This window comes from Bradyrhizobium sp. 197, from assembly GCF_023073375.1.
In the GTDB taxonomy this organism is placed as follows: domain Bacteria; phylum Pseudomonadota; class Alphaproteobacteria; order Rhizobiales; family Xanthobacteraceae; genus Bradyrhizobium.
Genome location: NZ_JADPJJ010000159.1, coordinates 30,315 through 51,330, shown reverse-complemented (window position 1 = coordinate 51,330; position 21,016 = coordinate 30,315). Strand labels below are relative to the sequence as shown.

Below are 21,016 nucleotides of genomic sequence, written 5' to 3'. Positions count from 1 at the left end.
CAATTCATGGTCACGATCCAGGTCCAGAACCTCATCGATTTCGTCGGCGAGGTATTCCGCCACGCGGACTCCTCTCCGGAGGAGGCGAGGCGGATTGCGACCTATCTGACCACGGCCAATCTCACCGGCCATGACAGCCATGGCGTCATCCGCGTGCCCGTCTACATCCGCTGGAAGAAGACGGGCTTTGTGGTCCCGAACCAGAACGCCGAAATCGTGCTCGATACGCCCTCGCTCGCGGTGGTCGACGGCAAGTTCGGCTACGGCCAGACCGTGACTCCGCAGGCGGTCAGGATCGGCATCGAGAAATGCAAGAAGGCGGGACTCGCCGCGGTCGCGTTGCGCAATGCCGGCCATATCGGCCGCGTCGGCGATTGGGCCGAGATGGCCGCCGCCGAAGGGCTGATCTCGGTGCATTTCGTCAATGCCGCGGGCTCGCTGCTGGTGGCGCCGTTCGGCGGCGTCGAGAAGCGGCTCTCCACTGCGCCTTACTGCGTCGGTATCCCGCGCGAGGGCCAGGACCCGATCGTGCTCGATTTTGCGACCTCGGTCGTGGCGGAGGGGAAGGTGCTGGTCGCGAGCCGCGGCGGCAAGAAGCTGCCCAAGGGCGCGCTGGTCGATGCCGACGGCAGCCTCAGCGAGGACCCCGCCGTGCTCTACGGCCCCTATACGCCGGAAGGTCCGCGCGATCACACCAAGGGTACCGGGGCGATCCGCGCCTTCGGCGAGCACAAGGGCTCGGGGCTTGCCTTCATGTGCGAGCTGCTCGGCGGCGCGCTGACCGGAACCGGGGCCACTTCCGGCGGTCGCCGCTTTGCCAACGGCATGCTGACGTTCTACGTCGATCCGAAAGTGGTCGATACCTCCCATGTCTTCGACGCAGAGGTGTCGCGCTATGCCGACTTCATCCGTGCCACCAAGCCGGTGGCCGGGGTCGATCAGGTCCTGATTCCCGGCGATCCCGAGCGGAAAACCCGGGCTGAGCGGACCCGAAACGGCATCCCCTTGCCGGATGACACCTGGGCGGCAATAGTGAACACCGCCCGCGAGGTCGGCGTCAGCGAAGTCAGCATCCAGCGGGCAACCGCATAGGTCTTGCGTCATTGCGAGCGTAGCGCGGCGCCCCGGTTCGCGGTAACAGCAGATTGTGCTGTCGCGACGCTCGTCATGGTGACGAAGGTCCAAATAACACGGTCCAAATAAACACGGTCAAAACAACAAAGAAGGAAGGCAACGTGGCGAACAAGGTCAAGGAAATCTGGAAGTCGGGCAAGGCCGTGGTCAACGCGTGGCTGGCGATTCCCTCCGGCTTCTCGGCCGAGATGGTCGCGCAATGCGGCTTCGACAGCGTCACCGTCGACATGCAGCACGGCGTGCAGGATTATCTGTCGATGGTGCAGTGCTTCCAGGCGATGGACAAGCATCCGGTCACGCCGATGGTCCGCGTGCCCTGGAACGAGCCCGGCATCATCGGCAAGGTGCTCGACGGCGGCGCCTATGGCGTGATCTGCCCGATGGTCAATACGCCGCAGGAAGCCAGGAATCTCGTTTCCTATGCCAAATATCCGCCGAAGGGCGTGCGCTCCAACGGCCCGATCCGCGCCGGCATGTACGGCACCGCGGGCTCCTATCAGAAGACGGCCAACGACGACATCGTGCTGCTGCCGATGATGGAGACCAGGACCGCGGTCGAGAACATGGAAGCGATCTTCGACGTCGAAGGCATCGACGGTGTCTATATCGGCCCGTCCGATCTCGGCTTCTCCTACGGCCTCGAGCCCAAGCTCGATCGCACCGAGCCGGAGATCCTCGCGATCTATGAGAAGATCATCAAGGAGTGCGGCAAGCGGGGCCTCAACCCCGGCATCCATTGCAGTGGCGCCGAAGGTGCCGCACGCGCCATCAACATGGGCTTCAAGCTAGTGACGCTCTCGAACGAGGTCGGCCTGATGACCACCTACGCCAAGATGCAGGTCAACGCGACCCGCAAGGATTCGTCCGGCAAGGCGTGAGCTCTCTGTGTCCCGGACGCGGTGCGGCGCGCAGTGCCGCTCCGCAGAGCCGGACCCAGTCGCTTGCGAGAGACACGACAAATTGGCCCTGGACGCTGCGCATTGCTTTCGCGCTTCGCAGCGTCCGGGGCACGATAGTTGCGATATAGGAGACTCCCATGACCATCAGCCCCGTCATTCGCCTGCATCCCGATGATGGCGTGCTGATCGCGCGCGCAAGCTTGCCGCCGGGCACATTGGTGGCCGACGGCGTGACCACGGTCGAGCGGATTCCTTCCGGCCACAAGGTCGCGATCAAGCCGATCGCCGTTGGCGAGGCGGTCATTCGCTACGGCCAGATCATCGGCTTTGCGACCACGCCGATCGCGCCGGGCCAGCATGTGCACGTGCAGAACTGCGGCATGGGCGACTTTGCCAAGGACTATGCCTATTGCGTCGACGTCAAGCCGACGCCGAATTTCGACCTGCCGGCGACCTTCGAAGGCATTCGCCGCCCGGACGGGCGCGTTGCCACGCGCAACTATATCGGCATCCTCACCTCGGTGAATTGCAGTGCGCATGTCGCGAGCCTCGTTGCCGACGTCTTCAAGAAGAATCCGTTCACCGGCGACAATCCGCTGGCCGATTTCCCCAATGTCGACGGCGTGGTCGCGCTGACTCACAAGACCGGCTGCGGCATGACGCAGAACGAGCCGCTGGCGCTGCTCCGCCGTACGCTCGGCGGTTACGCGCGGCATGTGAACTTCTCTCATGTGATCGTGCTCGGCCTCGGCTGCGAGGTGAACCAGATCGGCGGCCTGATGGAAGAGCAGAAGCTCGCCGGCCGCCTGCGCGCGATGGACATCCAGGAGGTTGGCGGCACCCGCAAGACGGTGGAAGCCGGCATCGCCTTCGTGCGCGAGGCACTCGCGGATTCCAACAAGGTCAAGCGCGAGAGCGTCGCCGTGAGTGAATTGACCGTGGCACTGCAATGCGGCGGCTCGGACGGCTATTCCGGTGTGTCCGCCAATCCGGCGCTGGGTGCGGCCAGCGATCTGATCGTGCGTCACGGCGGCACTGTGATCCTGTCGGAGACGCCGGAGACCTATGGCGCCGAACATCTGCTCACGCGCCGTGCCGTCAGCCGCGAGGTCGGCGAGAAGCTGGTCGATCTTATGCGCTGGTGGGACGAATATACCGAGCGCGAAGGCGCCGAGATGAATGCCAATCCGAGCCCCGGCAACAAGGCCGGCGGCCTTACCACCATCTTGGAGAAGTCGCTCGGCGCGATGGCGAAGGCCGGCACCACCAACCTCGTCGAGGTGCTGCGCTATGCTGAGCCCATCACCAAAAAAGGTTTCGTGTTCATGGACACGCCCGGCTACGATCCGGTCGCTGCGACCGGGCAGGTGGCAGGCGGCGCCAATCTGGTCTGCTTCACCACGGGCCGCGGCAGTGTGTTCGGCTGCAAGCCGGCGCCCTCGATCAAGCTCGCCACCAACACGCCCATGTACAAGCGCATGGAAGAGGACATGGACGTCAATTGCGGCACCATCCTCGAAGGCGAGGAGAGCGTCCAGCAGTGCGGCCAGCGCATCTTCGAGCTTATCCTCAAGACGGCGTCGGGCCAGCCGACCAAGAGCGAAAGCTTCGATTTTGGTGGCGCCGAGTTTGCGCCCTGGGTGCTCGGCGCGACGATGTAATGTGACTGTGTAGCCGAGATTGCGCTACGCTCCACTCCGGGCTACGGCGGATACTTTCATAGGCACGGTCTGCCCGTTGTTCATGCTTGATCGAGGTCACCAGCGGTGTTCTGCTCAAAAAAGCTGCTGGAGCACCGCACCCCGTGTCGATCTACGTCGCATTACACCACGTCACCCACTACAAATACGATCGCCCGATCGATCTCGGCCCGCAGACCATTCGCCTGCGGCCGGCGCCGCACACACGCACGCCGGTCCTGAGCTATTCGCTCAAGGTCACCCCCGCCAATCACTTCGTGAATTGGCAGCAGGATCCGCAGGGAAATTGGCTGGCGCGCTACGTCTTCCCAGAGAAGGCGACGGAGCTGAAGATCGAGGTTGATTTCACGGCGCAGATGACCGTGGTCAATCCGTTCGACTTCTTCGTCGAGCCCTATGCCGACAGCTTTCCGTTCGAATATACCCAGGATCTGAAGACAGAGCTCGCGCCTTATCTCGAGACGATCAAGCCCGATCGCCTGTTCGCGAAATACCTCGACACGATCCCGCACGAAGCCCCGAACACGGTCAACTTCCTGGTCGATCTCAACAAGCGGCTGCGGGAGAAGATTCGCTACGTCATTCGCATGGAGGCGGGCGTGCAGACGCCCGAAGAGACGCTCACCTCCTGCGCCGGCTCGTGCCGCGACTCCGCCTGGCTTCTGATCCAGACCTTCCGTCATCTCGGTCTCGCCGCCCGTTTCGTCTCCGGCTATCTGATCCAGGTCCGTCCCGACATCGATCCGATCGAGGGGCCGCCGGAGGTCGAGAATGATTTCACCGACCTGCACGCCTGGGCCGAGGTCTATCTGCCGGGCGCGGGCTGGATCGGATTCGACGCGACCTCGGGCATGCTTGCGGGCGAGGGGCACATCCCGGTTGCCGCCACGCCGCACTACCGCTCGGCGGCGCCGCTCTCCGGCGGCGCCGGCTTCGCCGAGGTCGAGTTCGCCTTCGACATGAGCGTCCGGCGCATCCGCGAGGCGCCGCGCATCACAAAGCCTTTCTCCGACGAATCCTGGACGCGGCTCAACGATCTCGGCGAGCGGGTCGACGGAGATCTCGCTGCGCAGGACGTCCGGCTCACCATGGGCGGCGAGCCGACCTTCGTCTCCGTCGATGACCTCGAAGCGGCCGAATGGAACATTGACGCCGTCGGTCCGACCAAGCGCGCGCTGGCGGACGATCTGATCCGCCGCCTCCGCACCCGCTTTGCGCCGGGCGGCCTGCTGCATTACGGCGAAGGGAAATGGTATCCCGGAGAGAGCCTGCCGCGCTGGGCCTTTGGTCTCTACTGGCGCAAGGACGGCGTGCCGATCTGGAAGAATGCCGACCTCATCGCCACGGTCGGGACGCCGCGGCGTGCCGAGGTCAGGGACGCCGAAGCCTTTATCGAGGGCACGGCGGCACGGCTCGGCCTAAATCCCGGCTACATCATGCCGGCCTATGAAGATCCCGCCTACTGGTTGCAGAAGGAGGGGGAGCTTCCCGTCAACGTCGATCCTTCCGACTCCAAGCTATCCGATCCGGAAGAGCGCGCGCGTATGGCGCGGGTGTTCGACGAGGGGCTCGCTACGCCAAAGGGCTTCGTGCTGCCGGTGCAGCGCTGGAACGCGGAAGCGCCGCGCTGGCGCAGCGAGCGCTGGAGTCTGCGTCGCAACCATCTGTTCCTGATGCCCGGCGATTCCCCGCTCGGACTGCGGTTGCCGCTCAAGGCGCTCGAATATGTTCCGCCCGATCGCTATCCCTATATCGTCGAACAGGACCCGATAGAGACGCGGGCCAAGCTGCCGGTGTTTGGCCGCATGCCGCGCCCGCAATCTGCGGCGCCGCAGCTCGCGCCGGAAAGTCTCGACAAATCGGAGCCGGTCCGCACCGCGATGTCGATCGAAGTCCGCGACGGCGTGCTCTGCGCCTTCATGCCGCCGGTCGAGCGCATCGAGGATTATCTCGAGCTGATCGCAGCCCTCGAAGCGACCGCCGAGGAGATGCAGCTCCAGGTCCATGTCGAAGGCTATCCGCCGCCGTTCGATCCGCGCATCGACGTCATCAAGGTGACGCCTGACCCCGGCGTGATCGAAGTCAACGTCCAACCGGCAAAGAACTGGCGTGAGGCGGTCGACATCACCGTCGGGCTTTATGAGGATGCCGCCAAGATTCGTCTCGGCGCCAATCGCTTCCTCGTCGACGGCCGCCACACCGGCACCGGCGGTGGCAATCATGTCGTGCTCGGCGGCTCCTCACCGCAGGACTCGCCGTTCCTGCGCCGGCCGGATCTACTGAAAAGCCTAGTGCTGTACTGGCAGCGTCATCCGTCGCTGTCCTATTTCTTTTCCGGCCTGTTCATCGGCCCGACCAGCCAGGCGCCGCGCATCGACGAAGCCCGTCACGATAGCATTTACGAGCTCGAGGTCGCGCTCTCGCACGTTCCGCCGCCGGGCTATCAGGCGCCGCTGTGGCTGGTGGACCGCCTGTTCCGGCATCTCCTCGTCGACATCACCGGCAACACCCATCGCGCCGAGATCTGCATCGACAAGCTCTATTCGCCGGATGGACCGACCGGCCGGCTCGGCCTCGTCGAATTTCGCGCGCTCGAAATGCCGCCCGATCCGCGCATGTCGCTGGCGCAGCAGTTGCTGATCCGCGCGCTGATCGCAAAACTCTGGCGCGAGCCGCAGGCCGGCAAGTTCGTGCGCTGGGGCACCGCGCTGCACGATCGCTTCATGCTGCCGCACTTCATCTGGGAAGATTTCCTCGAAGTGCTCAGCGAGCTGAAGCAGTTCGGTTATCCGTTCGAGCCGGAATGGTATCTGGCCCAACTCGAATTCCGCTTTCCCGCCTTCGGCCGCGTCCATCATGGCGGCGTGACGCTGGAATTGCGGCAGGCGCTGGTGCCCTGGCACGTGCTCGGCGAGGAGGGCTCGGCCGGCGGCACCGTGCGCTATGTCGACTCATCGGTCGAGCGGCTCCAGGTGAAGGCCGAGGGTTTTGTCGAGGGTCGCCATATCGTCACCTGCAATGGCCGCCGCCTGCCGATGACCTCCACCGGTCGCTCCGGGGAAGCCGTGGCCGGTGTCCGCTTCAAAGCCTGGCAGCCGGCCTCCGGCCTGCATCCGACCATTCCGGTGCACGCGCCTCTGACTTTCGACCTCATCGACACCTGGAATGGCCGCTCGCTCGGTGGCTGCGTCTATCACGTCGCCCATCCCGGCGGCCGCAGCTACGACACCAAGCCCGTCAACACCTATGAGGCCGAGGCGAGGCGGCTGGCGCGCTTCCAGGACCACGGCCACACGCCGGGGCCGATGCAGCCGCCGCCCGAAGAACGCACAAATGAGTTTCCGCTGACCCTCGACTTGCGGACCCCGCTCCTGCAATGAGTATGATGCCGGGGCAGGGAGAGGCGCATGGCCGAGGGCGCAGCCGAAGAGGACGACAAGGCGGGTAGGGCGCAAGGCCAACGTCAAGGTCAGCGCCGCTTCGCGCAATGGGTCCGCGACTATCGCCGCCTGCCCGGCATCCCCGACGAATTCCTGGGGCCCGACGGCGCCCCGCGCGCGGTCTGGAGCCGGTTCTTCGACGCCTTCGGCGCGCTCGCGCCCGACGAGGTCGAGCGGCGGTTTGGCATGGCCGACCGACATCTGCGCGAGGCCGGCGTCACCTATCGCGCGCCCGGCGAGAGCGCCGACCGGCCGTGGTCGATCAGCCATCTGCCGCTGCTGATCGACGAGGCGGATTGGAAGCAGCTGTCCGACGGCATCACCCAGCGCGCCGAGCTGCTCGAGCTCGTGCTGCGCGACATCTATGGCGAGGGCCGGCTCGTCGCCGAAGGCGCGTTGCCGGCCGCCGCGATCGCCGGCAGTCCCGAATATCTTCGTCCCGTCTGCGGCGTGGAGCCTCCCGGCGGGCGCTATCTCTCGCTCTATGCCGCCGACGTCGGCCGCGGACCCGACGGCCGCTGGTGGGTGCTCGGCGACCGCACGCAGGCGCCGTCGGGCGCGGGCTATGCGCTGGAGAACCGCCTGGTGCTCTCGCGCGCCTTCTCCGATCTCTACAAGTCGATGAACGTCCCGCGCGTCGCGCCGTTCTTCGAGGCGTTTCGAGATAGTCTTCGTGCGCGCGCCGATCGCGACGAGCCGCGGATCGGCGTGCTGACGCCGGGCAGCTTCAGCGAGACCTATTTCGAGCACGCGACGCTGGCGCGCTATCTCGGCTTCCTGCTGGTCGAGGGCGACGATCTCGCCGTCAGCGACGACCATATCCACATCCGCACGGTTGCGGGCCTCAAGCGCCTCGACGTGCTGCTGCGCCGGGTCGATTCCAATTCGCTCGATCCGCTCGAGCTCGATGCCTCCTCGCGGCTGGGGGTCGCCGGCCTGATCGACGTGCTGCGCAAGGACGGCGTCGTCGTCGCCAACATGCCGGGCTCCGGCGTGCTGGAGGCGCGCGCGATGCTCGGCTTCCTGCCGGCGCTCAGCCGCCGCCTGCTCGGCGAAGAACTGAAGATGCCGCACATCGCGACCTGGTGGTGCGGCCAGCGCTCGGCGCGCGATGAGGTGCTGTCGCGGCTCGACGAGGTCGCGATCGGAGGCGCCTACCGGCGCGGCGTTCCCGGTTTCGACAACAACGGTCCGGTGCTCGCGAGCGAGCTCGACGCCGGCGCACGCCGGCGCCTGACCGACGCCATCGCTGCGCGCGGCATGGACTATGTCGGCCAGGAGGTGGTGCGGCTCTCGACCATGCCGGTGTGGGAGCAGGGGCAGATCACGCCCCGTCCCTTCGTGCTGCGCGTGTTCGCAGCTGCGACGCCCGACGGCTGGGCCATCATGCCCGGCGGCTTCTGCCGGATCGCCGAGCAGTCGGATGCGCGCGCGGTGTCGATGGGCGACGGCGCGCGCTCCGCCGACGTCTGGGTGGTCTCGGACAAGCAGGTCCCGACCGCGACGCTGCTGCCTGCGACCGACAAGGTGCGCATCCGCCGCATCGCCGGCGTGCTGCCGAGTCGCGCCGCCGACAATCTGTACTGGCTCGGCCGCTATCTCGAACGCGCCGAGGCGACGCTGCGGCTGGTGCGGGCTTTGGGCTCGCCGAGCGGGCCCAACAAGGGCACCGCGGCCTCGCTGCAATCTGCCGAGCGTATCCAGCGCCTGCTGGTGGCCTGGGGCGCGATCTCGCAAACATCGCGAGCGGCGCCCGGCCGCATCGTTGCCGAAGCGCTGCAGAGCCCGGAGCGTTTCGGCTCGGCATTGTCGCTGGTCCGCGCGGCCCAGCGCACGGCGACCTCCCTGCGCGAGCGGCTATCGCCCGATGCCTGGCAAGTCATCACCGAGATGACCGAGCGGTTGGCTTTGGAGGTCGAGGGCGACGACGGCGTGCTGAGCGCGGCCGAGCTGACCTTGCAGGAACTCGCGAGCTTTGCCGGCCTTGCGCATGAGAACATGAACCGCGCCGCCGGCTGGCGCTTCCTCGATATCGGCCGCCGCACCGAGCGCGCCATCAACACCACGCGGTTTGCCCGGCAGTTCGCCTATGACGAGGCCGGCGACGAGGATCTCGATATCCTGCTGACGCTGGTGGATTGCCAGATCACCTACCGCTCGCGCTATCTGCTGGCGCCGATCCTGGCACCGGTGCGCGACCTCGCCGTGCTCGACAGCTACAATCCACGTTCGGTGGCGTTCCAGGTGACGGCGCTGAACGAGCATATCGCCGCGCTGCCGAGCCTGAAGGAGCACGGCCTGATCGAGAAGCCGCAACGGCTTGCGGTCGCGATGCAGGCAATGCTTGCGACCGCGGAGGCCGAGAAGCTCGAGGTCAAGACGCTGTTCGCGCTGGAGCAGGATCTGCTCAGCCTCGCCGAGGCGGTCGGGCAGCACTATTTCCCGCACGGCGCCAATGCCAGCCGCCCGGAAAAGCTGACGGGGCTCGCGTGATTTACGACATCCGTCACGTCACCACTTACGAGTATGAGAATCCGGTCAGCTTCGCCCGCTGCACGCTGCGGCTGGAGCCGAGGGGCGGCAATGACCAGGAGCTGATCTCGCACAATGTCGAGATCCGTCCGCGCCCCGCTGAGCGTCATGTTCGCCGTGATTTTTTCGGCACCCTGACCGAGAGCGTCGTGATCGAGGCCGCGCATCGCACTCTGCGCATCGATTCGCGCTCGCGCGTGAAGGTGTCGCGCCAGCCGCCGGCGCGCGCCGCTGCGAGCCCGGCCTGGGAGAGCGTTCGCGACATCGCCTTCGAGGCGACGAGCCTCGGGCCGTCCTCGCCGGTCGGCTATGTCTTTGCGAGCCCGCTGGTGCCGGTGCTGGGGCCGGTCAGCGCCTATGCGGCGACCAGCTTTGCGCCCGGCGCGGGCATCCTCGCGGGAGCGGTCGATCTCATGCATCGCATCCGGACCGAGTTTCGCTACGACCCCAAGGGGACGGTGATCTCGACGCCGCTCGACGAGGTCTTCGCCAAGCGCCATGGCGTCTGTCAGGATTTTGCCCATGTGATGATCGCGGGCTTGCGCGGGCTGGGCCTGCCCGCGGCCTATGTCAGCGGATATTTGCGCACCATTCCGCCGGCGGGCCAGCCGCGCCTGCAGGGCGCCGACGCCACCCATGCCTGGGTGTCGCTGTGGTGCGGGGCGGAGCTTGGCTGGGTCGATTTCGATCCGACCAACGATCTTATGGTCGCTGGCGACCATATCGTGCTCGCGGTCGGCCGCGACTTTTCCGACGTCTCGCCGGTCGACGGCATCATCGTCGGCTCGCCGAAGCAGAAGCTCGACGTCGCCGTCGACGTGCTGCTGGTGGAATGATTGCGGGTCCTGCCGTCGCGGCGCCGCCCCAGGACTGGGTGTATCGAGCCGGCACCGCAACCGCGATATCGCGGGACACAACCGCAACATATTTCCGTATTTTCGTCACGGCATTTGGTCACGCGGCCCAAGATGGGCTATGCTGACGGTTGCGTCGAGGACTACAATGAGACGTCGGGAGTAGGCGTGGGACACCACCGACAAGCGGGGCTGCATCCATGATGACGTTGCCGAGACTGGCGGCCGAGTCCCTCGAGAAGTTGCTCGGTACGTTCATGCGTCGCCGGTACGACGAGACGTCCGCAAGTATTGTCGAGAGCGCGACCCGCACCGCGATGGAATGCATCGGCAACAGCGATGCGCTCTATCACAATATCGAGCATACGATGCTGGTGACGCTGGTCGGCCATTCCATTCTCAGCGGCCGAAGTCTTCATACGCATCTGTCGGCCGCGGACTACGTCCATGTCCTGATCGCCTGCCTCGCCCACGACATCGGCTATGTGCGCGGCCTGTTCGAGGAGGATGACGCCGACGGCTTCGTGATCGATGCGGCCGACACCAAGATCTCGTTGCCGCGCGGTGCATCGGACGCGAGTTTGATGATGTATCACGTCGATCGTTCCAAGCTTTATGTAACGCGGCGGCTGCGGCATATTCCCGGGCTGGATCCGGAACGCATTGCTCGCGCCATTGAGGGCACGCGGTTTCCGGCCCAGGAAGGCCAGGACTATGACGACGAGGCCTCGATCCTGCGCGCTGCCGACTTCATCGGCCAGCTCGGCGACCCCAATTATCTGCGCAAGGCCAACGCACTTTACTACGAGTTCGAGGAGGTCGGCATCAATCGTCAGCTCGGTTATGACTCGCCGGCCGACGTCGTGAACCGCTATCCGCAATTTTACTGGAACAGCGTCGCACCGCACATCCAGACCGAGATCGGCTATCTCAACAAGACCGAGATCGGCCGGCAGTGGATCGCCAATCTCTACAGCAACGTATTCCGGGCCGAGCGCGACATCTCGCTGTCCGGCCCGCAGAAGTAACGACCGGGTAGTCGGGCTAGGTCTTCGAGCGAGTCCGCAAGCCAATCATGCAGCAAAAAACAATCAGCACGGATATCCTCGACATCGCCTATCGCGAATACGGCGCGCCGGACGGCTGGCCTTGCATCATGGGCCACGGCTTTCCCTACGACGTGAACGCCTATGCCGAGACCGCGCCGATCATCGCGCAGGCGGGCGCGCGGGTGCTGGTGCCCTGGCTGCGCGGCTACGGACCGACGCGGTTCCGCTTTCCAGAGACGCTACGCTCCGGCGAGCAGGCGGCGCTTGGTGCCGATCTGCTGGCCTTCATGGATGCGCTCGGCATCAAGCGCGCGGTGGTCGGCGGTTATGACTGGGGCGGCCGCGCGGCCTGTGTGGTCTCGGTGCTGTATCCCGAGCGCGTGATCGGGCTGGTCTCCGGCAATTCCTACAACATCCAGAACATCGCCCGCGCCATGGAGCCGGCCTCACCGCCGGAGGAGGCGGCACTCTGGTATCAATATCTGTTCCACAACGAGCGCGGCCGCCGCGCGCTGGAGCGCAATCGGCGCGGCTTTGCGCGCCAGCTCTGGGCGATGTGGTCGCCGAAATGGACTTTCGACGACACGACGTTCGAGAACAGCGCAATCTCGTTCGACAACCCTGATTTCGTCGATGTCGTGATCCACTCCTATCGACATCGTTACGCGCTGGTCGCGGGCGATCCCGCATACGCCGCGATCGAGGCAAGGCTCGCAGGCCAGCCGCCGATCCGTGTCCCGACCATCGCGGTCGACGGCGACAGCGATGGCGTCAATTTCGGCACGGCGCATCACGCGCGCAAGTTCGAGGGCTTTTTCGAGGCACGCGTGCTCACGGATGCCGGTCACAACCTGCCGCAGGAGCGGCCGGCGGAATGGGCGCAGGCCGTGCTTGATGTGCGGCAAGCGGCGTCATAGAGCCGGGTTTCTCGTCCCACTGTCTCGCCGCCTGCCAGCTTCCGATTTTTCCTGATTCCGGGAACCTTTTCCAATCGCAGCCGTCCAAGCTGTGGGGCCGCTTTCTGTATGCGGTTCGTTGCAGGGGAGGTTCTCGATGAAGACACAAACACGCAGGCTGGAACGTGTCGCGGTCGCGCAGGCGCCGAGCGAACGGCCTGAGAGGGCCGAGGTCGAGCAGGCGATCCGCACCATGATCCGCTGGGCCGGCGACGATCCCGCGCGCGACGGTCTACGCGACACGCCGGACCGGGTCACGCGCGCCTTCGAGGAGTATTTCTCCGGTTATGCGCAGGATCCGACCGAAATTCTGCAAAAGACGTTCGAGGAGATCGAAGGCTATGACGAGATGATCGTCCTGCGCGGCGTTCGCTTCGAAAGCCATTGCGAGCACCACATGGCACCGATCGTCGGCCGCGCCTGGGTCGCATATATCCCGCAACGGCGCGTAGTCGGCATCTCCAAGCTCGCGCGTCTCGTCGACATCTACGCCAAACGGCTTCAGATCCAGGAGAAGATGACCGCGCAGATCGCCAACACGATCAACGATGTGCTGAGGCCCGAAGGCGTCGGGGTCATCATCAAGGCAACGCATCACTGCATGACCACGCGCGGCGCGCACAAGCCCGGGACCGATCTCGTCACCAGCCGCATGCTCGGCGTGTTCCGCGACAATGCGTTGACACGCCAGGAGCTGCTGGGGCTGGCCAATTCGGTCGATTGATCCGCGACAGTTCAAGGAGGCGACGCCATGACCGAGGACAAGAAGCCAAGCGGGCCCGACCTGTGCAGGGGCGTGTCGCTCGCCGAGTTCAAGGACGGCAAATTGCTCGGCCATGTCGGCGAGGAAGATGTCCTGCTGGTGCAGGCCGGCAGCGAGATCTTTGCGATCGAGCCGGCCTGCAGCCACTATCACGGTCCGCTCGCCGAAGGCCTGGTGGTTGCCGACACCATCCGCTGCCCCTGGCATCACGCCTGCTTCTCCTTGCGGTCAGGCGAGGCGACCCGTCCGCCGGCGCTGAATGCGCTGGCGGTGTGGGAGGTCTCGCGCGATCAGGACAAGATCATCGTTCAGCGCAAGCGCGAGATGCCGAAGGTTTCGGTGCCTCACCGTACAGCGCCAGCGCCGGAAAAATTCGTCATCATCGGCGGCGGCGCGGCGGCTTTCGCGGCGGCGCAGACGCTCCGCCGCGAGGGCTTTGCCGGCGCTATCACGATGCTCAGCAATGACAGCGCGATGCCGGTCGACCGGCCAAATCTCTCCAAGGATTACCTCGCGGGCAACGCTCCGGAGGATTGGCTGCCGCTGCGGGGCGAAGACTACTATCAGGACGCCGGCATCGACCTCAGACTCAGCACGAATGTCTCCGCGATCGAGGCGAAGACGCGCGGCGTGACGCTGGGCAACGGCGACAGGCTGCCGTTCGACCGGCTGCTGCTCGCGACCGGCGCCGAGCCGGTCAGATTGCAGATTCCGGGTGCGGACCAGCCTCATGTCTACACCTTGCGCTCCGTCGCCGACAGCCGCGCCATCATCAAGGCGGCTGGCAGCGCCAAGCGTGCGCTGGTGATCGGCGCCAGCTTCATCGGCCTCGAAGTTGCCGCCTCCTTGCGGGCACGCAAGATCGAGGTGCACGTGGTCGCGCCGGACGAACGGCCGATGCAGAAGGTGCTCGGTCCCGAGATGGGCGACTTCGTGCGCGCGCTGCATGAGGAGAATGGCGTCAACTTCCATCTCAAGGACACGGTGGAAAAGCTGGACGGCACGCGCGCCACGTTGAAGAGCGGCGGCGTGATCGAGGCCGAACTGGTCGTGGTCGGAATCGGCGTCAGGCCGCGCCTCGCGCTCGCCGAGCAGGCGGGGCTTGCGGTCGACCGGGGCGTCAGCGTGAGCGAATATCTGGAGACCAGCGTATCCGGCATCTTCGCGGCCGGCGACATCGCGCGCTGGCCCGATCCGCATTCGCGGCAAACCATCCGCGTCGAGCACTGGGTCGTGGCGGAGCGGCAGGGCCAGACCGCAGCGCGCAACATGCTCGGAAAGCGCGAGCGCTTCGACGCCGTGCCGTTCTTCTGGTCGCAGCACTATGATGTGCCGATCAACTATGTCGGCCACGCCGAGAGCTTCGACGACATCGCGATCGACGGCAGCATTTCCGGCAAAGACTGCCTGCTGAAGTACCGCAAGGGCGGCCGCGTCCTTGCGGTTGCTTCAATTTATCGCGATCTCGACAACCTCAAGGCCGAGCTGGAGATGGAGCGGACGCGCGGCTGAGGCGCCGCTTCCGATCTTGGTTTGCGTCAATGTATGCTCCCCGCGAGGGCTGCTGTGCTGGCTGTCGTCCCGGCGGCGCCACTAACCAGCAACTCGACGCAAGACCGCCTCGCGGAACTCCGCTGATCTGACGCGCTGACAGAAGCAGCACGCCGCGCCTGCCTCGCGCGGACGACCATCACCGGGGAGAAACCATGAAAACCGCTTTTGTCCTGGCCGCAGCGCTGGCTGCCTGCCTGTCTGCGCCGGTCTCCGCACAAAAATCCTATGGTCCCGGCGTCACCGACACCGAGATCAAGATCGGCAACACCATGCCCTATAGCGGGCCTGCGTCGCCGCTCGGCATCACCGGCAGGGTGATCGCGGCCTATTTTGACGAGGTCAACGAGAAGGGCGGCGTCAACGGCCGCAAGCTCAATCTGCTGTCGCTCGACGACGCGTTCTCGCCGCCGAAGACCATGGAAGCGGCACGGCGGCTGGTCGAGGGCGACGGCGTCGCCTTCATCTTCGCGACCATGGGCACGGCCCCGAGCTCGGCGATCGCGAAATATCTCAACAGCAACAAGGTGCCGCAGCTATTTCTGATCAGCTCGGCCTCGAAGTGGAACGACCCCGCCAACATGCCCTGGTCGATGGCGCTGCCTTGGGCCCCGAACTACACCAGCGAAGCCGCGATCGACGTCGCCTATGCCCGCGCCAAGAACCCCAATGCGCGCTTCGCGGTGCTCTATCAGAACGACGACGCCGGCAAGGAGTATCTGCGCGGCGTCAAGGAAGCGCTTGGTGCTGACGCCGACAAGGCGATCGCGATGGCGTCGAGCTTTGAGGTCGCCGACCCCACTGTCGATTCCCAGGTGCTGACGCTCGCCAACACCAAGGCCGACGTCTTCATGATCTATTCGGTGACGCCGCGCGCTTGCGCGCAGGCGATCCGCAAGGCCCATGAGGTCGGCTGGCAGGCGACGCGTTTCCTCGCCTCCGGCTGCGCCAACAAGGCGACTGTGATGGTGCCAGCCGGGCTCGACGCCGGCAAGGGCGTGCTCTCGCTCGGCTCGCTCAAGCCGTTCGTCGAGGTGCCGAAGGACGATCCGGCGATGACGGCCTATATCGACTTCATGAAGAAGCGCCTGCCCAATGCCGACGTCAACAATGTTGCCGGTCTCTACGGCTACACCGTCGCCGAGGCGCTGGTGGTGCTGCTCAAGCAGTGCAAGGACAATCTGACGCGCGAGAACATCATGGCGCAGGCGGCGAACCTGAAGAACGTGCCGCTGTCGCTGCTGATGCCCGGCATCACGCTCAACACCACGCCGCAGGATTTCCGCCCGATCAAGGACGGCTATATGCTCCAGTTCGACGGCAACGACTGGATCGTGGCGAGCGAGCTATTGCGCGGCACGTGATGGCAAGCCGGCTATCGCGGTTGGTGACAGCGCATCCTTCGAGACGCCCGCTTTCGCGGGCTCCTCAGGATGAGGGCGGAGTGCGCGGCGGCAGGTTCAATAGGCGCGAATGCCGCTTAGCCTCACCCTGAGGAGACCGCGAAGCGGTCGTCTCGAAGGGCGAGGCGTCACCTTCAGCGAACAGGAGAGCAAAATGGATTTCCACCACTCCGACCGTTCGCTGGAACTGCAGGAGCGCGTCCGCCAGTTCATGCGGACGCATGTCGAGCCGGTCGAGGAGCTCTATTACGAGCAGGTGAAGCCGGAAGCGACGCGCTACAAGACGCCGCAAGTGTTGCAGGATCTGAAGCGATTGGCGCGCGAGCAGGGGCTCTGGAACCTGTTCCTCTCCGGCGAGCACGGACCGGGGCTGACAAACCTCGAATATGCGCCCGTGAAGGAGATCATGGGCCGCATCCTCTGGGCGCCCGAAATCTTCAACTGCTCGGCGCCCGATGTCGGCAACATGGAGGTGCTGGCAAATTACGGGACGCCCGCGCAGCAGGAGCGCTGGCTGAAGCCGCTGCTGGAAGGACGCATCCGCTCCGGCTTCTCGATGACGGAGCCGCAGGTCGCCTCCAGCGACGCCACCAACATCCAGTGCCAGATCAAGCGCGACGGCGGCGACTACGTCGTCAACGGCCGGAAGTGGTTCACGTCAGGCGCAATGAACGAGGATTGCGAGATCCTGATCGTGATGGGCAAGACCGCGCCCGACGATCCCGATCGTCATCGCCAGCAATCCATGATCCTGGTGCCGAAGGCGTCGCCAGGCGTGCGTATCGTCCGCGATATGTTGACTTACGGCTACGACGACGCGCCGGTCGGCCACCCCGAGATCGTCTACGAGAACGTCCGTGTGCCCGCCGAGAACATCCTGCTCGGCGAAGGCCGCGGCTTCGAAATTGCGCAAGGTAGGCTCGGCCCCGGCCGCATCCATCATTGCATGCGACTGATCGGTTGCGCCCAGCACGCGCTGGAATTGATGTGCCAGCGCGCAGTCTCCCGCACAGCCTTCGGCAAGCCGCTCGCCGAGCAGGGCTCGGTGCGCGAGGACATCGCACATTCATTCTGCGAGATCGCGCAGGCGCGGCTCTTGACGCTGCAAGCAGCCGACAGGATGGACCGCGCAGGCAACAAGGCCGCGCGCGACCTGATCGCGGCCGCCAAGATCGTGGTGCCCAGCATGGCCGTCCGCGTCATCGACCGCGCCATCCAGATCCACGGCGCTGCCGGCGTCTCGCAGGATACGTTCCTCGCGCGTGCTTACGTCTACGCCCGCTTCATCCGTATCGGCGACGGACCGGATCAGGTGCATCTTGCGGCAGTGGGGAAGGAGCTGATCAAGCGCGGCGGGGTGATCGGCGTAGGCTAGAGCCTCCTGCTGCCGAACGACGATATGCAACGTCTCCTGCAGTCTCGCGCTGTTGCGGCTTTCACGGAAGTCCCGCAATTCGCTTCTATCGCTGAGCACGTAAGACTCCGGAAGTCGAAATCCGCGGCTCTCGGAGTCATGCTGCTGACGCAATTCCTGTCTTAGACGGCTACAACTAAAACACTGTGCGGGACCGATCTGGTTCCCACAAAGGTTCCGCAGCCGGGGTTCTCGAATCCGCAAAGAATTGGCGCAAGTTCGAAACGCCTCCGCGTTCGCTTGACCATGTTCTGCGGCATCGGGAACCGCACGATCCGGAAAATCAAAGGAGATCTGATGTTGTTCCGCTCGAGCGCCGCAATTTGCGGCGCCCTGGTTGCGCTTGCCGTTTCCGTTACCGTTGCTCGAAGTGCAACAAGTGAGGTTCAGCCAAGCGCTGTCGTCGATGCCGCCTCTGGGGATGCGATCGTTGGCGCAGCATCCACGTATAATCCATTCAAGCCCGGTAAAGAGGAAGGCGGCCCGAGCACAGCCTCCGGCGAGCGTTATGATCCCTCGGTATGGACGGCTGCCATCAAGACGAGCTTGCGTCGGAAATTTGGTGGGGTCCAATTCGGGGCGCGACCGAAATATGCTCTCGTCGAGGCCGTCGGCAAGAAGGTCATCGTCAAGATAAATGACGTGGGGCCGCTCAGGCCCGGCCGCATCATTGACCTCAATGAGCGGACGATGCGCCATTTCGATCCGAGCATGGAGCTCGGTGTCATTCCTGACGTCACAGTCAAGCCACTGTCCGGCGACGATTGGATTCCTGGGCCTGTTGGCTGAACGCTATACCCGAAGGAGGCACAGCACAGCCCTCCGGGATGGCGGAAAAGCTTCGTACTAACCGCGCTTCCTTCGCGCGTCGTGATGGCGTAGCGCGTCGACGATCACCTTGAATGCAGCCGAGTTCTGCCGCGAGGTCGGATAATAGACATAATAGCCATCGAATTTCGGCGACCAGTCGTCGAGCACGATGACGAGTTCGCCGGACCGGATGTGCTGCGCCACCATGTCTTCGGGGACATAGGCGATGCCGAAGCCCTTCACGGCGGCGTCGATCATCGCGCGCGACTCATTGAAGGTCACTTGTCCCTCGATGCGTACCCGCAAGTCAGAACCGTTCTTGGCGAACTCCCATACATAATGACCGCCCGCCGCCTCGCGACGTTTGATGCAGACGTGATCTAACAGATCTTGCGGATGCTTTGGTTTCGGGTGCTCTTTCAGATATCCGGGCGAGGCGACCGCGACGAGCCGCCAATCCGGGCCGATGCGCACCGCGATCATGTCTTTCTCGACACTCTCACCGAGGCGTATGCCTGCATCGAAACCGTCTTCGACGATGTTGCGGAAGGCCGTGTCGAGGCTGAACTCGACTTTGAGATCGGGATATTTTTTCAGGGCCGGCGACAGCTTTGGCCAGACGACCGTTTCCAGCGCATGTTCGGAGAGCGTGATCCGGACGGTCCCCGACGGCGTGTCGCGCAGGGACATCAGCGCCGCGATATCGCGCTCGATCTCTTCGATGCGGGGCGCAACCGAGGCCTGAAGTCGCTCGCCCGCCTCGGTCAGGCCGACGCTGCGGGTCGTGCGCGTGAGAAGCCGCAGGCCCATCTGCGATTCCAGGCGCTTGATCGTATGGCTGAGCGTCGACTGCACGACGCCCAGTTTCGCGGCGGCTTTCGTAAAGCTGCGCTCGCGGGCGACGGCTACGAAAGCCAGCAGATCGTTGAAATCCTGGCTTGCCATGGCTGCGACTATTCATGGCCCGCATCGATCAATGCAAGCAAATTATATCGTCTAATCGAGCACCGACCGGGCCTCTATCTGTTGTCAGGAACAGCGCCAGCCTGGGCGCCTCTCGACATATGGATGCCCGATGGACGTCACAACCGATCAGAAGACAACGCAGCCAATGGCCGCATGGAGTGCGGTTTTCGCGCTGTCGCTGTGCGCCTCGACGCTCGTCGCGTCCGAGTTCATGCCTGTCAGCCTGCTTACGCCGATCGCCAGCGGCCTTCACCTGACGGAAGGACAGGCAGGACAGGCCATTTCCGTTTCCGGGCTGTTCGCCGTTCTGGCCAGTCTGTTCATCTCGGCGGCGACGGCTGGCTTCGATCGTCGCTCGCTCTTGCTGTGGCTGACCGGCCTGATGCTGGTATCTGGGGTCATCGTAGCCTTCGCTCCCAATTATCCAGTCTTCATCGCCGGACGGGCGCTTGTCGGGATCACGATCGGCGGTTTCTGGTCGCTGTCGGCCGCGACGATGATCCGCCTGGTCCCGACCACCGACGTGCCGCGCGCTCTTGCGGTTCTCAATGGCGGCAATGCGCTCGCGACCACGATTGCTGCGCCGCTCGGCAGCTTTCTCGGCCAATACATCGGCTGGCGCGGTGCGTTCTTCTGTGTTGTTCCCGTCGCCGCGCTAACTTTTGTCTGGCAGTTCCTCACGCTGCCGGCGATGCCGAGCCAGGCGCGGGCCAGCGTGGCGGTAGCGTTCAAGGTCTTGCGCCACCCGCAAGTGCCTTACGGCATGCTCGCAGCCGCGCTGTTCTTCCTCGGACAGTTCGCACTCTTCACGTATTTGCGGCCGTTCCTCGAAACGGTAACGCGCGTCGATGTCACGACGATCTCGGCGCTCCTGCTCCTCATGGGGGTTGCGGGTCTCATCGGGACGTCGATCATCGGGTTCGTCATCCGCGAACGTCTCTACATGTCCCTCATTATCATGCCGTTCGCGATGGCTCTGATAGCCGTCGCAGTGACGGCATTCGGTTCGTCACCGATTGCAATTGCCCCGCTGATGTTCCTGTGGGGCTTCATCGGGACGGCCGCGCCCGTGGGTTGGTGGACGTGGGTCAGCAAGGCTTTGCCCAATGATGCCGAAGCAGGCGGCGGCCTGATGGTCGCGGTGGTGCAACTGGCCATCACCACGGGAGCGGCCGGCGGCGGCGTTCTCTTCGACTACAGCGGCTATCAAAGCACCTTTCTGTTCAGCGCCGCCATCCTCGCTCTCTCATCGTCCGTCATTTTGGTCGGAGCCCTTCGACGCAAGGCAACAGCCGACGTTCGATGCGCTGCTTGCGGGTCGGCGAGCCCGGCCTTGTGACGCAGCCTCGCCGACACGCCGAAAAGGAGACCACCAGACAGCAGCCCAGGCACATCAAAGATGGTTCGAGCCGGACTGCATGATGCCATCCTGCCGGTGTTTTGCCCGACGAGTCAAACGGCTTCGTAAAATCCGCAAGGCGTTGCGGGGGCCGCCAAGTCATTGATATCGCTGCCCCGGGCTACTGTGCATGGGGTTGTTTTTCA

Annotated in this window: 15 protein-coding genes; 14 read left to right on the top strand and 1 reads right to left on the bottom strand. The window is 64.7% G+C overall.

From position 1 onward, the window contains the following. Positions 1-6 precede the first annotated feature (6 nt). The 13 genes from IVB27_RS35170 to IVB27_RS35110 all read left to right on the top strand — a co-directional run bounded on the left by IVB27_RS35170 (position 7) and on the right by IVB27_RS35110 (position 18,484). The gene (locus IVB27_RS35170) at positions 7-1,092 is read left to right on the top strand and encodes a malate/lactate/ureidoglycolate dehydrogenase (protein WP_247447298.1); all 1,086 of its coding nucleotides are present in this window, start codon (positions 7-9) and stop codon (positions 1,090-1,092) included. A 143-nt stretch (positions 1,093-1,235) separates the two neighbouring features. Further along, positions 1,236-2,012, top strand: coding sequence for an HpcH/HpaI aldolase family protein (locus IVB27_RS35165; RefSeq protein WP_247447297.1), 777 nt, complete (start codon positions 1,236-1,238; stop codon positions 2,010-2,012). Between the two features lie 158 nt (positions 2,013-2,170). Continuing rightward, positions 2,171-3,694, top strand: coding sequence for a D-arabinonate dehydratase (locus tag IVB27_RS35160; RefSeq protein ID WP_247447296.1), 1,524 nt, complete (start codon positions 2,171-2,173; stop codon positions 3,692-3,694). A gap of 143 nt (positions 3,695-3,837) precedes the next feature. Then, entirely contained in the window at positions 3,838-7,113 is a 3,276-nt protein-coding gene (locus tag IVB27_RS35155; protein ID WP_247447295.1) for a transglutaminase family protein, read from the top strand. A gap of 27 nt (positions 7,114-7,140) precedes the next feature. Then, positions 7,141-9,666, top strand: coding sequence for a circularly permuted type 2 ATP-grasp protein (locus tag IVB27_RS35150; RefSeq protein ID WP_247447294.1), 2,526 nt, complete (start codon positions 7,141-7,143; stop codon positions 9,664-9,666). Next, on the top strand, positions 9,663-10,541 hold the full coding sequence (locus IVB27_RS35145) for a transglutaminase family protein (RefSeq protein ID WP_247447293.1): 879 nt from the start codon (positions 9,663-9,665) through the stop codon (positions 10,539-10,541). The genes IVB27_RS35150 and IVB27_RS35145 overlap by 4 nt, the downstream gene beginning before the upstream one ends. Positions 10,542-10,759: 218 nt before the next feature. Further along, complete coding sequence (locus IVB27_RS35140; protein WP_247349826.1) at positions 10,760-11,587, top strand: metal-dependent phosphohydrolase; 828 nt, start codon at positions 10,760-10,762, stop codon at positions 11,585-11,587. A gap of 47 nt (positions 11,588-11,634) precedes the next feature. Beyond that, positions 11,635-12,525, top strand: coding sequence for an alpha/beta fold hydrolase (locus IVB27_RS35135; RefSeq protein WP_247349827.1), 891 nt, complete (start codon positions 11,635-11,637; stop codon positions 12,523-12,525). 136 nt (positions 12,526-12,661) lie between these two features. Beyond that, positions 12,662-13,288 (top strand): GTP cyclohydrolase I FolE, encoded by a 627-nt coding sequence (gene folE, locus IVB27_RS35130; protein WP_247447292.1) that lies wholly within the window; start codon positions 12,662-12,664, stop codon positions 13,286-13,288. Between the two features lie 27 nt (positions 13,289-13,315). Continuing rightward, positions 13,316-14,839 carry an FAD-dependent oxidoreductase gene (locus tag IVB27_RS35125; protein WP_247447290.1) on the top strand — a complete coding sequence of 508 codons (1,524 nt, stop codon included), beginning with the start codon at positions 13,316-13,318 and terminating at the stop codon, positions 14,837-14,839. A gap of 194 nt (positions 14,840-15,033) precedes the next feature. Next, entirely contained in the window at positions 15,034-16,242 is a 1,209-nt protein-coding gene (locus tag IVB27_RS35120; RefSeq protein ID WP_247447289.1) for an ABC transporter substrate-binding protein, read from the top strand. A gap of 193 nt (positions 16,243-16,435) precedes the next feature. Next, positions 16,436-17,656, top strand: a complete 1,221-nt coding sequence (locus tag IVB27_RS35115; protein ID WP_247447288.1) for an acyl-CoA dehydrogenase family protein — start codon at positions 16,436-16,438, stop codon at positions 17,654-17,656. 336 nt (positions 17,657-17,992) lie between these two features. Continuing rightward, positions 17,993-18,484 carry a septal ring lytic transglycosylase RlpA family protein gene (locus IVB27_RS35110; protein WP_247349833.1) on the top strand — a complete coding sequence of 164 codons (492 nt, stop codon included), beginning with the start codon at positions 17,993-17,995 and terminating at the stop codon, positions 18,482-18,484. 57 nt (positions 18,485-18,541) lie between these two features. On the opposite strand, the gene IVB27_RS35105 is transcribed toward IVB27_RS35110, so the two are convergent. After that, entirely contained in the window at positions 18,542-19,450 is a 909-nt protein-coding gene (locus IVB27_RS35105; protein ID WP_247349834.1) for a LysR family transcriptional regulator, read from the bottom strand. Positions 19,451-19,580: 130 nt separating this feature from the next. On the opposite strand from IVB27_RS35105, the gene IVB27_RS35100 reads away from it, so the two are divergent. Beyond that, a complete protein-coding gene (locus IVB27_RS35100) occupies positions 19,581-20,810 on the top strand; it encodes an MFS transporter (protein WP_247447286.1) in 1,230 nt (409 codons plus the stop codon). Positions 20,811-21,016: the final 206 nt, after the last annotated feature.